General features: G+C 68.3%; 13 protein-coding genes and 1 pseudogene. 3 read left to right on the plus strand and 11 right to left on the minus strand.

The window, feature by feature from the left end; translation table 11 throughout:
* Positions 1 to 36: 36 nt before the first annotated feature.
* Both ACP26O_RS28450 and shiA read right to left on the minus strand, forming a co-directional pair.
* The gene (locus tag ACP26O_RS28450) at positions 37 to 1,338 is read right to left on the minus strand and encodes a UDP-N-acetylglucosamine 1-carboxyvinyltransferase (protein WP_175662783.1); all 1,302 of its coding nucleotides are present in this window, start codon (positions 1,336 to 1,338) and stop codon (positions 37 to 39) included.
* 198 nt (positions 1,339 to 1,536) lie between these two features.
* Positions 1,537 to 2,844 carry a shikimate transporter gene (gene shiA, locus ACP26O_RS28455; RefSeq protein ID WP_011658812.1) on the minus strand — a complete coding sequence of 436 codons (1,308 nt, stop codon included), beginning with the start codon at positions 2,842 to 2,844 and terminating at the stop codon, positions 1,537 to 1,539.
* Positions 2,845 to 3,196: 352 nt separating this feature from the next.
* Between shiA and ACP26O_RS28460 the strand changes: the two genes are divergently transcribed.
* Entirely contained in the window at positions 3,197 to 4,324 is a 1,128-nt protein-coding gene (locus ACP26O_RS28460) for a 4-hydroxyphenylpyruvate dioxygenase family protein (RefSeq protein ID WP_175662782.1), read from the plus strand.
* A 148-nt stretch (positions 4,325 to 4,472) separates the two neighbouring features.
* Here ACP26O_RS28460 and ACP26O_RS28465 read toward each other — a convergent pair whose 3' ends face one another.
* The 4 genes and pseudogenes from ACP26O_RS28465 to ACP26O_RS28480 form a co-directional block, all read right to left on the minus strand.
* Positions 4,473 to 5,807 carry a type II toxin-antitoxin system HipA family toxin gene (locus tag ACP26O_RS28465; RefSeq protein ID WP_175662781.1) on the minus strand — a complete coding sequence of 445 codons (1,335 nt, stop codon included), beginning with the start codon at positions 5,805 to 5,807 and terminating at the stop codon, positions 4,473 to 4,475.
* Positions 5,808 to 5,809: 2 nt separating this feature from the next.
* Entirely contained in the window at positions 5,810 to 6,247 is a 438-nt protein-coding gene (locus ACP26O_RS28470) for a helix-turn-helix domain-containing protein (protein ID WP_175662780.1), read from the minus strand.
* 142 nt (positions 6,248 to 6,389) lie between these two features.
* Positions 6,390 to 6,605: pseudogene (locus ACP26O_RS28475) on the minus strand (alpha/beta hydrolase fold domain-containing protein); the annotation flags it as partial.
* Positions 6,606 to 6,672: 67 nt separating this feature from the next.
* Positions 6,673 to 7,338 (minus strand): cation diffusion facilitator family transporter, encoded by a 666-nt coding sequence (locus ACP26O_RS28480; RefSeq protein ID WP_105831042.1) that lies wholly within the window; start codon positions 7,336 to 7,338, stop codon positions 6,673 to 6,675.
* 339 nt (positions 7,339 to 7,677) lie between these two features.
* Between ACP26O_RS28480 and ACP26O_RS28485 the strand changes: the two genes are divergently transcribed.
* Positions 7,678 to 8,667: a zinc-dependent alcohol dehydrogenase family protein gene (locus tag ACP26O_RS28485; protein WP_175662779.1), complete on the plus strand. Its 990-nt coding sequence runs from the start codon at positions 7,678 to 7,680 to the stop codon at positions 8,665 to 8,667.
* A 27-nt stretch (positions 8,668 to 8,694) separates the two neighbouring features.
* Here ACP26O_RS28485 and fnr read toward each other — a convergent pair whose 3' ends face one another.
* Entirely contained in the window at positions 8,695 to 9,468 is a 774-nt protein-coding gene (gene fnr, locus ACP26O_RS28490; protein ID WP_011658819.1) for a fumarate/nitrate reduction transcriptional regulator Fnr, read from the minus strand.
* Positions 9,469 to 9,887: 419 nt separating this feature from the next.
* On the opposite strand from fnr, the gene ACP26O_RS28495 reads away from it, so the two are divergent.
* Positions 9,888 to 10,358, plus strand: a complete 471-nt coding sequence (locus ACP26O_RS28495) for a universal stress protein (RefSeq protein WP_175662778.1) — start codon at positions 9,888 to 9,890, stop codon at positions 10,356 to 10,358.
* A 51-nt stretch (positions 10,359 to 10,409) separates the two neighbouring features.
* On the opposite strand, the gene ACP26O_RS28500 is transcribed toward ACP26O_RS28495, so the two are convergent.
* The 4 genes from ACP26O_RS28500 to ACP26O_RS28515 form a co-directional block, all read right to left on the minus strand.
* Complete coding sequence (locus ACP26O_RS28500; protein ID WP_175662777.1) at positions 10,410 to 11,243, minus strand: universal stress protein; 834 nt, start codon at positions 11,241 to 11,243, stop codon at positions 10,410 to 10,412.
* On the minus strand, positions 11,240 to 11,743 hold the full coding sequence (locus ACP26O_RS28505; protein ID WP_175662776.1) for a universal stress protein: 504 nt from the start codon (positions 11,741 to 11,743) through the stop codon (positions 11,240 to 11,242). Before ACP26O_RS28505 ends, ACP26O_RS28500 begins: the two co-directional genes overlap by 4 nt.
* 68 nt (positions 11,744 to 11,811) lie before the next feature.
* Positions 11,812 to 13,011, minus strand: coding sequence for an acetate/propionate family kinase (locus ACP26O_RS28510; RefSeq protein WP_175662775.1), 1,200 nt, complete (start codon positions 13,009 to 13,011; stop codon positions 11,812 to 11,814).
* Positions 13,012 to 13,019: 8 nt separating this feature from the next.
* On the minus strand, positions 13,020 to 13,859 hold the full coding sequence (locus ACP26O_RS28515; RefSeq protein WP_175662774.1) for a universal stress protein: 840 nt from the start codon (positions 13,857 to 13,859) through the stop codon (positions 13,020 to 13,022).
* Between the last annotated feature and the right edge of the window lie 43 nt (positions 13,860 to 13,902).

Below are 13,902 nucleotides of genomic sequence, written 5' to 3' on the forward strand. Positions count from 1 at the left end.
CGGCGCTCGCATGACGCGCGCCGTACCGTCAGGGTGTTACTCGCCGCTCGTCCACTCGACGTTCGCACCGACCGAACGCAGGTTTTCGACGAAGTGCGGGTGCGCGCGGCGGATCGGCAGCGCGTTCATGATTTCCGAGCGGCCTTCGATGCTCGCGGCCACCATCAGCAACGCGATCGCGACACGGATGATGTACGGGCTCTCGACGCGCGCCGGCGTCAGTTGCAGCCCGCCGAACGTGATCAGCCGGTGCGGATCCGACAGCAGCACGTGCGCGCCGAACTTCGACAGTTCGCCGGACCAGCCGAGCGCGCCGTCGTACACCTTGTTCCAGAACATCGCGCTGCCTTCCGCGCGCACGCCGAGCGCGATGAAGATCGGCAGCAGGTCGACCGGCACGTACGGCCACGGCGCGGCTTCGACCTTGGTCAGGATGTTCTGCGTGAACGGCCGGCGCACGCGCAGCGGGCCGTCGCGTTCCGCGCGGGACCAGCCGTCGCGGTGCGTGACGGTCACGCCGAACTTCGCGAACGTCCGGTCGATCAGCGGGAAATGCTCCGGCGACGAGTTGCGCACGGTGATGTCGCCGCCCGTGATCGCGCCGAGCGCGAGGAACGTCGCGATTTCGTGGAAATCCTCGGCGAAGCGGAATTCGCCGCCGCCGAGCTTGCCGCCGCCCGTCACGCACAGACGCGACGTGCCGATGCCCTCGATCGAAACGCCGATCATCGCGAGGAACTGGCAGAACTCCTGCACGTGCGGCTCGGACGCCGCATTCATCAGCGTCGACGTGCCGCTCGCTGCCGTCGCGCACAGCGCGAAGTTTTCGGTGGTGGTGACCGACGCGTAGTCGAACCAGTGATGGTTGGCCGTCAGCGGGCCGTCGGCACGGACGATCAGCGAATCGGGCGTGCGCTCGATATGCGCGCCGAAGCGCTCGAACACCTCGACGTGCGGATCGATCTCGCGCACGCCGAGCGTGCAGCCTTTCACGTCGTTCTCGAGGCGCGCGACGCCGAAGCGCGCGAGCAGCGGCGGAATCAGCATGATCGACGAGCGCATCGCCTCGGGCAGGCGGTGAACGGCCGGGTCGAACGTCGTGTTGCGATGGTGGAGCTCGAGGATGCCCGTCGTGAAATCGACCGACACGTCGCTGCCGAGCGTGCGGAAGATGTCGAGGATCTTGCGCACGTCGGTGATGTCCGGCACGCCGACGAGGCGCAGCGGCTGATCGGTCAACAGGGTGGCGCACAGAATCGGCAGGACGGCGTTCTTGTTCGCGGATGGCTGGATGTCCCCGCGCAGCGGAGTGCCGCCGTGGACGATGAGATTCGACATGATATGGGGGCGTATCGGTGACTGACGTAGGCCCATATGATGCCATTGGTCGGCACGCGACGTGGAATGTTCAGCGGCGAAAAGGGGCTTCTGCGTGCGGGATTGACCGTGTTTGACGTTGGGCGGGCGCGGATTGCGCCCGACTGCCGGGGTGCGAAATGGCCGGCCGCGTAGCGGGCCGGCCATGTAGTCATTGCGTCACTGCGCCGCCCGCATCCGCGCGGCGACCACCAGCGAGATCAGGCAGCCCACCGCGAGATAAGCGGCGACGAAGTGCCACGAACCGCCGGCCATGCTGACCAGCGCCACCGCGATGAACGGCGTGAACCCGCCGCCGACCACACTCGCGAACTGATAGCCGACGCCCGCGCCGCTGTAGCGGTATTCCGCGCCGAACAGCTCGGTGAAGAGCGGCTGCTGGACGCTCACGACCATGTCGTGCGCGGCATTGGCCAACAGGATCGAGAACACGACGATCCACGCGATCGAGCGCGACTCCAGCGCGACGAAGAACGGCACCGCCGACACGAGGCCGATCACCGCACCGATCAGGTAGATGCGGCGCAGGCCGAAGCGGTCGGCGAGCCAGGCGAAGCACGGGATCGTCACGCAGCTCACCGCGCCGACCAGCAGGCCGATGTTCAGGAACAGGTCGCGCGACAGGCCCAGGTTCGACGTCGAGTAGCTGAGCGCGAATGCCGTGACGATATACATCGTGAACAGCTCGGCGAGCCGCAGCGCGACGATCAGCAGGAACGCCTTCGGATGGCGCGTCAGCGCTTCGAGCACCGGCAGGCGCAGCTTGCGGTTGCCGTGCTCGACCTTCTCGACGAACTCCTGCGACTCGTCCATGCTCTTGCGGACCCACAGCCCGATCAGCACCAGCACGATGCTGAACACGAACGGCAGGCGCCAGCCCCACGACTTGAACGCGGCCTCGCCGAGCGTATGGCTCAGGATCGACACGATCCCCGTCGCCAGCACGAGCCCGACGCCGTAGCCGACCTGCACGCCGCTGCTGTAGAACGCCTTCTTCTGCTTCGGCGCGCTCTCGACGGCCATCAGCGCCGCGCCGCCCCATTCGCCGCCGACCGCGAAGCCCTGGATCGCACGCATCAGCACCAGCAGCACGGGCGCCCACCAGCCGATCGTCGCGAAACCCGGCAGCAGGCCGATCGCAACGGTCGACAGCCCCATCAGCATTACGGTCAGCACGAGCATCCGCTTGCGGCCGAGCCGGTCGCCGAAATGGCCGAACACGACCCCGCCGAGCGGACGGAACAGGAAGCCGACCCCGAAGGTCGCGAACGCCGCGAGCGTGCCCATGGTCGGGCTGATCTTGGGGAAGAATTCGGAATTGAATACGAGCGCGGCGACGATCCCGTACAACAGGAAGTCGTACCAGTCGACGACGGCGCCGACAAAGCTGCCGATCGCGGCCTTGCGGGCCTGGCTGCGCGCGCGGGCGCCGGCGGCGGCGTCGAGGGTATCGAAGGTAGGTGTCATGCGAAGTCTCCTGGCACGGCGCATCGTGGAATCGTGGCGGCGCCGCGTCCGATGCTGCATTAAGTCGATAGGGTGAGCGGAGAATAGGGTGCGCGCGCCGTCACGGCAATTAGCCGATCGGCCAAAGTGCGCGATTATCGTTCTATTCTGTGCGATTATCGAACGCTTTTCGGGTTTGCACTAGGCGAGGCACCGATATCCCGTTCGGCCAGGGTGTGCCGCCGTGAACGAACTGGTTAAAATCTGGACCATTAAAACCTCGCCCGGATCGGGCGGATGTCCGGCCCTCGCATCGGCCGGGCGTGCCGCGCGCGCCGGGCGTCATCCCCATCGACCGCCCCCGGAGACTGGAATGCCCGGCAATTCCCACCCCCTGTCCAGCGATACGCCGCCCGTCGCCGATCCGGCCGCCAATCCGCTCGGGATGGCCGGGCTCGAATTCGTCGAGTTCGCGGCGCCGGTGCCGGACGCGCTCGCGCAACGCTTCGAGCAGCTCGGGTTCAAGGCGATCGCGCGCCATGTGAGCAAGAACGTCACGCTGTACCGGCAAGGGCAGATGCAATTCCTGATCAACGCCGAGCCCGAATCGTTCGCGGCGCGCTATGCGGAGGAATACGGGATGGGCGTCTGCGCGATCGGGCTGCGCGTCGCGAGCGCGCGGCGCGCGTTCGAGCGGGCGATCGAACTGGGCGCGTGGGCGTTCGAGGGCGAGCGAATCGGAGTCGGCGAGCTGAAGATTCCCGCGATCCAGGGCATCGGCGATTCGCACCTCTATTTCGTCGACCGCTGGCGCGGGCGGGACGGCCAGCGCGGCGGCGTCGGCGACATCTCGATTTTCGACATCGATTTCCGGCCGATCGACATCGCGACCGCCCATACCGATCACGATTGCGTGGGCACGGGCCTGAAGCAAGTCGACCACTTCACGCAGACGGTCGGCGCGGGGCGCATGCGCGAATGGCTCGACTTCTACCACGACCTGCTGCACTTCCGCGAAATCCATGAAATCGACGCGCACTGGCATGTATCGGAAGAGTCGCGGGTGATGGTGTCGCCGTGCGGCGCGGTGCGCATTCCCGTGTACGAGGAAGGCACGCGGCGCACCGAGCTGATGCACGCGTATCTACCCGACCATCCCGGCGAAGGCGTCCAGCACGTTGCGCTGTCGACCGACGACATTCTGGCGAGCGTCGATGCGCTGCGCGCGAACGGCGTCGAATTCATCGAGCCGCCGGCGCGCTATTACGACGAAGTCGATGCGCGGCTGCCGGGGCACGGCGTCGATCTCGATGCGCTGCGCCGCCGCGCGGTGCTGGTCGACGGCGAAATCGGCAGCGATGGCGTGCCGCGGCTGTTCTTCCAGACCTTCGTCAAGCGCCGGCCCGGCGAGATCTTCTTCGAGATCGTGCAGCGGCAAGGGCACCACGGATTCGGGGAAGGGAACCTCGCGGCGCTGGCCCGCGCCCGCGACGCGGGCTGAACGGCTGAATGGCAGAGTGGCGCGTCGGTAGCCGCGATCGCGGGGTCAGCCGCGGCTCGACCTCAAACCCCCACCGCCGGCACGCGGTTCGGCTCCGCGTCGTCCAGGTGGACGACCTGCCAACGTAGCGCAGCCGCGCCCGCACCGCCTAGTCGGCCGCGCTGAGCTTGCGCGCCTGGCGGCGCATCCCGTCGAAGATCGCATCGGCCACGTCTGCCGGGAAGTCCGCGGGAATGCGCGACGCGACGTCGGCGATCGCCGGTTCGGTGCGGGCGGCCACGGCAGCCATCGCCGCGCGGACCTCGTCTTCGGTCAGACCGACACGCGCGCCTTGCGCGATCCAGTGGCGCGGCTGGATGTCGGCGATCACGTAATGGCGATTCTTCCCGCACACGGCCATTGCCAGCCGCGCGCGTCGCGGCGGCAGCTGGTTGCGTCGCGTGCCGATGATCGGATGCGCGGACAGCACGTCGTACAGCGGCGTGCTCCGATACGTGTTGCCCGGCAGGTGCGCGATGCTGAAATTCTTCGCGTGGCCGTCGATGGCCGCGAGCACCCAGAATACGAGCTGCGTGACGAAGAAGTTCTTGCGGTCCTGCGCGGCTTCGGCGGAATTCGCGAGGATGCCCATGATCGTCGCGATGCCCGGGCCGCCGTCGGATTCGTATTTCGCGCCCGACGGCGTACCGGTCGCCTGGCACATGTCCTCCTGCGGCAGCCGCAGGATCCACGTGCCGTCGCGGGACGGGCGGCGGTCGAAGCGCTCGACGATCAGCGCCTTCTGGTCGTCGAACCGGCCGATGTCGCACGCGGCCACCGGCAGCCCGTATGCGGCGACGATCTTCGAGCACAGCCATTCGTTCTCGACCGACGTGCGCATGTCGGCCTGCATGTTCCCGACGCGCCCCAGCGGCAGCTTGAAGATATGGGTGGTCGGCGTGCTGCCCGCCGGCAGCAGCCAGCGGTTGCCGTGGCGCAGCAGCGCGGTCTTTTCCTGCGCGCCGGCGATCGACAGACGCAATTCGCCGTCCGGTTCCGCGTGGCCGGGCAGCGGCGCGGCGGTCGCGTGGCGCAGCACGTCGGCGACGGCTGCGTCGTCGAGCGCGGTGCCGTCGATGGCCTGCAGGTCGACCGGCGTCTCGTCGGGCGGCAGCAGCTGCAGCGCACCGACGCAATCGCGCCCGATCGACGCGAGCAGTTCGAACGGCGCCGTCGAGCCGAGCCGGTAGCGCTGCGCGATGCGGCGGCGGATCGGCTGGCTGTCCGGCAGCAGATTGTCGAAGTAATCGGCGACGATCGCGCCCTGGTGCGGCTGGTTGCCGGGCGTGAACGGCAGGGACAGCGACAGCGGACGCCCCTGCGGATCGTCTATCCACGCCGGCAGGTAGACGAGGCGCTCGACGCCGCGCCGGACTTCCCAGTATCCGACCGGGATGCCGTTCATCCACAGGTCGAGGCGGTCGTGGCGGGGGCGGCGGGCCATCGTCACCAGTCCTCCCGCTTGGGGTTGCGGGGCTTGCCGGGTGTCGCCGCGGCAGGTCGTTTTCGCGCGGCGGCGGACGGGGCCTTCGCGGCGGCCGGCGGGCGGACTGGGGTATCGGATGAGGCGGCCGAGCCGGCAGAACCTGACTTGCGACCGCGCACGGCCGCAGCACGCCTGGACACAGGCCCGGGCGCGGCGACGTCCGGCGTCGCCACGTCGTCCGGCGTGCCCGGATCCAGCGTCAGGTGCACCCCGAGCACGTTCAGCACCTTGAAAAACCGTTCGATGCTGACCGCGGACGGATTGGATTCGAGCTGCGCGTACGACTGTTGCGTGACGCCGAGGCGAGCGGCGAGCTGCGCCTGCGTGAACCCCGCCGACTTCCGGAAGCCGACGAGGATCGGGCGCAACTGGCTCAAGGTCTGGACAGGGAATGCCATGGGCTCTCCGCGAAATGACAGGCGATCGCTTGTAATCGAAAAATACAGTCTATGGCATGTATCGTCAAAATACAAACCCGAGACTGTATTTCAGAAAAACAAACGATAGCCTGTCAGGCGGAAACTCACGGATCGATGCAACGCCGAGCGACGCGTAGGACGGATGCTCGGTCGCGCAGTCGACAACCGGATACAGCAGCAGCTGGTGCGCGATCGCGATGCCCGAGCCGCGCAACTGCAGCGCGGCGACCGCGGCCAGGTTGCCGCCTCCGCTGTCGCCGGCCGGGGCGATCGCGCCGATGCGCGCACCGAGATCGCGCGCACTGGCGGCGGCCCAGCGCACGGCGTCGCACGCGTTTCGTACGCCATCGAAGGCGGGGTTCGAATGCTTCAGCTCCTCGCCCGGGACGAGACGACGAACCTCGTCACGACCCGCGCGTCGAACGGTTCGCCCACGCCGCCAATGCCGGCCATTGCGCGCCACCGCGCCGGATGAACCCGGCGCCCGTCCGAATCACGATCGCGCCGATCGCAAGCGCGGCGAGATCGTCGAGACGGCCGAGGCCGACCCACGCCGCGCACATCGCCAGCGCCGCCAGCAACGCGGACAGCGCGTCGGTGCGCACATGCCAGCCGCTCGCCTCGAGCAGCGCAGAGCCGATTTCGCGCGCCTTGCGCAGCATCCAGCGCGACAGCGCGGCCTTGCCGCTCAGCGTGAACACGACGAGCGCGAGCGTCAGCGCGCCGGGCTGCACGACCGGCGGCGCATCGAGCCGGTTTGCCGCGTGCCAGATCATCTGCACGCCTGTGGCGACGAGCAGCGCGCCGAGTCCTGCCAGCGCGAGCGGCTCGTAGGTCGGGCGCCGCTCGGGCGGAAGCCGCGCGTCGAGCCGGCATGCGACGAGGATCAGCGCGTCGGCCGCGAGATCGATCGCCGCATGCGCGACGTCCGCGAGCAGGCCAGACGAATGCGCGGACCACGCCGCGACCGCTTCGGCCGCGAGCAGCAGCAGGTTGATCGCGAGGCTGGCGGCGAGGGCGCGGGAGGTGGCCGCATAAACGTGGGGCGTGGCGCGCGAGGTGCGCTGCATGGCGGATTCGTCTGTCGAAAGCGGGAGCAGCCTCGAACGCTACCGGTCGACGATGGCAGACACGTGACAGCAGCGGTCGAAGCCCCGCAAGGAATCGTGCCGATGTGATCGGCGGGTTCCTGCACGGCGCGCCGCTTCGGAAGCGCATCGAAGCGTGCCGGCGCGCGCTAAGGGCCATCGTTGCCGACCGTGGCATCCGGCCTCGTCCGTAGCGCTGCACCGCCCGCCGGCCGTTGACCCACATCAACCGCCCGTCACCGCGCCGTGCACGCGCGATGCGCGACGAGTAGCCTTGAAACACGAAGCGCGCGAACACGATCGCGCGGTGGGGAGGCGAGCATGCTCGCGATGATGTTTGACGGCACGACACCGCATTTGCGCGAAGCGCGCATGCCGGATCCGTCGCCCGCTGCCGGCCAGCTCCTGATCGACGTCCATGCGTGCGGCGTCTGCCGAACCGATCTGCACGTCGTCGACGGCGAACTCGCGCATCCGAAGCTGCCGCTGATTCCGGGGCACGAAATCGTCGGAACGGTGCGCATGCTCGGCGAAGGCGTAACGGGTTTCTCCATCGGCGACCGGGTGGGCGTACCGTGGCTCGGCTCGACCTGCGGGCATTGCGCGTATTGCGCATCGGGCCGCGAAAACCTGTGCGACAGCCCGGGCTTCACCGGCTATACGATCGACGGCGGCTATGCCGAGCGCACCGTCGCCGACCATCGGTATTGCGTGCATCTGCCGCGGCGCTATTCCGACCTCGAAGCCGCTCCGCTACTGTGCGCCGGGCTGATCGGTTATCGAACCTTGCGCATGGCGGGCGACGCTCGCCGCGTCGGAATCTACGGCTTCGGCGCCGCGGCCCATCTCGTCGCGCAGGTCGCGCATCGCGAAGGACGCACGGTGTTTGCGTTGACGAAGCCCGGCGACACCGTGGCGCAGCAGCTCGCGCGGTCGCTGGGCGCCGCATGGGCCGGCGGCAGCGACGAAGCGCCGCCCGAGCCACTCGATGCCGCGCTGATTTTCGCGCCGGTCGGGGCACTGGTGCCGGCCGCGCTGCGGGCGGTCGACAAAGGCGGGATCGTCGTCTGCGGCGGCATCCACATGAGCGACATCCCGGCCTTTCCGTACGCGTGGCTGTGGGGTGAGCGCCGCATCGCGTCGGTGGCCAACCTGACGCGTGCGGATGCAGTCGACTTCATGCGGATCGCGGACGCGATGCCGCTGCAGGTCGAGGCCGTGCACTACGCGCTGACCGATGCCAACCGCGCACTCGACGACTTGCGCAGCGGGCGCGTGTCGGGCGCCGCCGTGCTGGGCATGCGTGGTTGATCTGCTAGACGGCGCCATGCGGCGCGATCAGATTTGCCGCAGGCCTTCCAGGTCGACGATCCGGATCTGCTTGCCCTGCGTCGCGACGAGCCCCTTGTGCTGGAACTTCGACAGCATGCGGCTGACCGTTTCGAGTTTCATCCCGAGATATTCGCCGATCTCGTCGCGCGTCATCCGCAGAACGAATTCCGCGGCCGAATAGCCGCGCGCCTTGAAGCGTGCGGACAGGTTCAGCAGGAACGCGGCCACGCGCTGTTCGGCGGACATCGTGCCGAGCAGCAGCATCTGCGACGATTCGCGCACGATCTCGCCGCCCATCATCTGATACACGTGATGCTGCATCGGCCGCACTTCGCGGCACATCTGCTCGAGCTGGCCGAACGGAATGATGCAGACCGTGCTGTCCTCGAGCGCGATCGCGTCGCCGTTGTGGTGCCCGGTGTGCACGCCATCGAGCCCGAGCGACTCGCCGACGAGCTGGAAGCCGGTGATCTGTTCGTTGCCGTCGCGATGCATCACGATGGTCTTGAACGACCCGGTTCGCACCGCATAGATGCTGTTGAACGCATCGCCCGCTCGGAACAGCGTTTCGCCGCGCTTGACGTGGCGCGTCGTGCAGATCATCGCGTCGACGCGCGCGAAATCGTCAGGCGAAAGATCGGATGGCATGCAGACGGTACGCAACGCGCACGTCGAACAGCGGGCTGCGGCGCGCTTGGGCTGATCGGCCGGCTGGACCGCGTGCAGCGGGATGAACGGGCGTGACGGCATGGTCGTCGAGACTTCGGCACTGCTCTGCATGGTCGGCTCCAGTTGGGGCAGCGGCGGCTCGCCGTTCGGGCGGAATCGCGCTGGCCGTTGTACCGGCGGCCTTGGTGTCTGCCGCCTTCCTCTCGGGAAAGCCTCATCGGACGCGCAGGAAGACCGATACGCCGGTCTCGACGATGCTGCTGCCCTGGCTCCGTGAGGCACGTTTGCTTTTCGGAATGCAGTATGGATGTTGCGCGCCGTCAAGAAAATCAGCGGGAATTGAAGTTGCGGTAGGTGAAAGGGAAGTCTTGTAGGGAGATTCCTACAGGGGCGCGGCAACTTGTCGCGATCTGCGCTGGCGTGCGCCGGACGCGTATGGCGAGCGTTGACCGGTATCAAGGCAACGGTGCCCGTCAGGATCAGACTGGCTCGATGAACCGATCGAACCCGCACGGCAGCAGGGAGGCAACATGTACCAAAGGATCCTCGTGGCACTCGACGGCAGCCACAGCGCGCGGCTCGCGCTCGACGAGGCGATTTCGCTCGCGCGCCATTCGGGCGGCCGGGTCATCGCCACGTGCGTGGTATCGGACGCGCTCCGGCCGGCCAGCGTCGACAACGGCGATGTCGATCAGCGCGACTCGAGCGGACTGGACGCGAAAAACGCCGCGACCGCGATCTCGGACGCGGAAGCCGCGTTTCGGCGGTCCGGCGTACGCGGCATCGCGCGCACGATCGATGCGTGTGGAGCGGGCGTTTCGGACGTGCTGGCGCACGCCGCCGCCGAGTGCGATGCGGACCTGATCGTGATGGGCACGCATGGTCGCCGCGGGCTGCGCCGGGCGTTGCTCGGCAGCGTCGCCGAAGCGCTGGTGCGCATCGCGGATCGGCCGGTGCTGGTCGTGCGGGAAGGGCCGGGCGCGGGCGCCGACCTGTCGTGACGGGCGTGGCAACGAGCGGGCGGCCGCAAGCGGCTGCCCGTTGTCGCTCGCTCAGTGGGACAGCAGGACCGGCACCGTCATCGTCTCGAGGATCGTGCGCGTCGCGCCGCCCAGCACGCGTTCGTGCATGCGGGCATGGCTGTACAGGCCCATCACCAGCAGATCCGCATGCACGTCGGTCACCCGGTTCAGCAGCATCGCGCCCACGCTCACCGACCGCTCGCGCGGCGTGGTGGAGAACGACGCGCGAATGCCGTGCCGTTCGAGATACGCGGCGACATCGACGCCGGCCGGCGTCTCGTCCGGATCGGGATGCCCGCGGGTGACCGTCTCGACGTGGACGAAGCGCGCGCGGGTGAGCAGCGGTAGCGCGTCGGCCGTCGCGCGGGCGGCCTCGCGTCCGCCGTCCCAGCCGATCAGCACGTTCTCGCCGAGCGTTCTCACGTCGCCCGCGTACGGGACGACGATCGCCGGCCGTCCGCTGCCCATCACGACGTCCTCGACGAAATGGCGCGCCACGAAAGTCATGCGGTCGTCGGGATTTTCCTGGCCCAGCACCAGCAGATCGGCATGGCGTGCATGCAGGATCGCAGTACCGGTCACGTCGCCGGCCGGCGCCTGCCATTCGACGCTGCGTCCGGCGCGCTCGGCGGCCATCAGGAATCGTTCTTCCGCATCCTTGCGCCGCTGCTCGCACAGGCGTTCGTAGACGGCCAGCTTGAGCGGCTCGTCCGGCCGCCGCAACGGCTCGAATAGATCCTGACAGACCGCGTAGAGGCCGATCAGGTGCGCATTCCAGCGTCCCGCGAGTTCGAGCGCGAGATTGACGCGCGCCTTGCAGCGGTCGCTGTCGTCGAGATGGACGAGCAGGGTCTTGTAGCTCATGACGGCTCCTTTTCGGTTGATGCGGCGGCGGTACCGGCGGATGCCGCGGCCGCGCAACGCGCCGGAATCATCAGCACCGGGCACGTGACATGCCGCAGCACGCGTTCGGCCACGCTGCCCAGCACGACGCGGCGAAAGCCGCGCCGGCCGTGCGTGCCGAGCACGATCAGGTCGGCATCGATTTCGCCGGCGAAGCCGACGATCCGTTGCGCGACGTCTTCACCCGCCGGCGCGACATTGGCGATCTGCGGCGTGCCGGCCACGCCGCGCGCCTTCATGCGTGTTGCCGCGTCCGCCGTGACGCGCAGTCCTTCGTCGCGGAATGCATCGATCAGGATCGATGGATCGTATCCAGCCGCGTCGTACGCCGGCACCAGGAAATCGACGACGTAGACGGGCGTCAGCCGCGCATGCGTCTGCGACGCGAGCGTCAGCGCGGCGTCGAGTGCGCGCGACGACGTATCGCTGCCGTCGAGCGCAACCAGAATGTTCGAGTACATGACGTTTCCTTGAGCGGATGCCGATGGAATCATCATCGGCGCACGCGTGCCGGTCGCGCTGATCTGGATCAACCGTCGCGGTCGCCGCGCAGCACGCGCACCGCGGCGCGCGCCGCGATCCAGGCTTCGTTGGTCGGCTCGACGACCACCGTGACCGCGCTCGACGCAGACGACACCACATGGGCATGCGCGGCATTCGCGCGCGCGTCGAGTTCGATGCCGAGCCAGCCGAGCGACGTGCAGATCCGCTCGCGCAACACCGCCGAGTGTTCGCCGATGCCGGCGGTGAAGACCAGCATGTCGAGACCGCCGAGCAGCGCGGTCAGCGCACCCGCTTCACGCACGATGCGATGGACATAAAGTGCCAGTGCATCGCGGGCCCGCGTGTCGCCGGCTGCTTCACACGCCAGCAGCACACGCGGATCGCCCGACGCGCCCGACACGCCTTTGAGCCCCGATTCGTGATACAGCAGGTGCCCCAGGTCGTCGCCCGACAGCTTCCCGGCCTCGAGCAGGTGGAGGACGACACCAGGATCGAGCGTCCCGCAGCGGGTGCTCATCATCAAGCCGTCGAGCGCGGAAAAGCCCATGGTCGTCGCGACGCTGCGGCAGTCGCGCAGCGCGCACAGGCTCGCGCCGCTGCCGAGATGGGCGGCGATCACGCGACCGTGCGCGCGCGCGCCGAACGACTCGTCGAGCGCGACGGCCAGGTATTCGTATGACAGTCCATGGAAGCCGTAGCGACGCACGCCCTGGTCGAACCACGTATGCGGCAATGGCAGCAGTTGCTCGACACGTGGCAGCGTGCAATGAAACGCCGTGTCGAACACCGCGATTTGCGTGACGTCCGGAAACGCGTCGCGCAGCGCGTCGATCGCGTCCAGGCTGTGCGGCTGATGCAGGGGCGCGAGCGGCGTCAGCGTGCGCAGCGCGTCCAGCACGTCGTCGTCGACGACCACCGGATCCACGTACCGCGCGCCGCCGTGCACGACGCGATGCGCGATCGCGCCGAGCGTGACGTGCGGCAACTGCACGCGAATCCACGTCGCGATCCGCGCGAGCACGGCGCGGTACGGATCGCCCGCGACGAGCGGCAGCGAATCGTGCGGCTGCGCATCGAAGCGGATCGACGCGCCGTTGCCGGTTGTGACCGCTTCACCGTCGTGCAGCGGCCGCCGCGCCGGATCGCCGTGCGGCGGATACGCAAAGACCGCGAACTTCACGCTCGACGAACCGGCATTGACGACGAGCAGCGCGAGCGTACGCATCGGACGGCTCAGTGCGACATCAGCACCGGCAGCGTCATCGACGCCAGCACCGTGCGCGTGGCGCCGCCCATCACCAGCTCGCGCCAGCGCGCGTGGCCGTAGGCGCCCATCACGAGCAGGTCGGAACCCGTTTCATAAGCGCGCGACAGCAACGTGTCGCCGACCGATGAACCGTCGCCGATATCGATATCGAGCACGTTCACGTCGCGTGCATGGCGCGCGAGCATCAGCGCGGCATCGGCGGCCGGAATGCGCGTGGCCGCGGCTTCCGAATCGCCGTCGACCACGGCGGCGACAGTCGTGCGCTTCGCATGTTCGAGAAAGGGAGTCGCGTCGTGCGCGGCGCGAGTCGCTTCCCGGCTGCCGTCCCACGCGACGAACACCCGTTCGCCGACTGACGGGAATTCACCGGTGTACGGCCAGAACAGCACCGGACGGCCCGCGGATAGCACGAGATTTTCCGCAAACTGGTCGTCGATATAGGTCTCGGGGTCGTTGGGGTCGCTCTGGCCGGCAATCACGAGATCGGCAAGGCGTGCGGCGCGCGGCACGGCCAGGTTCGCGCGCTCGTCGGCACGCACCCAGGCTGCCGGCACTTTCGCGCGCGCCGTTTCCGCATGGAACAGCCGCTCCAGCGCGGCGCGCCGTTCGTCGCGCTGTTCGCGATGCTCGCGGAAGTAGTCGGCGGACCCGGCCATCACGTAGAACGAATGCGGTTCCGGCGTGTAGACCGCGAACAGGCCGGTCAGATGCGCACCGAAGCGCCGGGCGACGCGCAATGCGAACTCGAGGCGCGAATGCGCGCGGGTGCTCGTATCGAGGTGCACGACCATGCTCTTGTAGCTCATCGGAATCGCTCCATCGACGGGTGATCCGCCAGTGCAAACCAGT

Source organism: Burkholderia sp. R-40, from assembly GCF_049942845.1.
Classification (GTDB): Bacteria; Pseudomonadota; Gammaproteobacteria; order Burkholderiales; family Burkholderiaceae; genus Burkholderia; species Burkholderia ambifaria.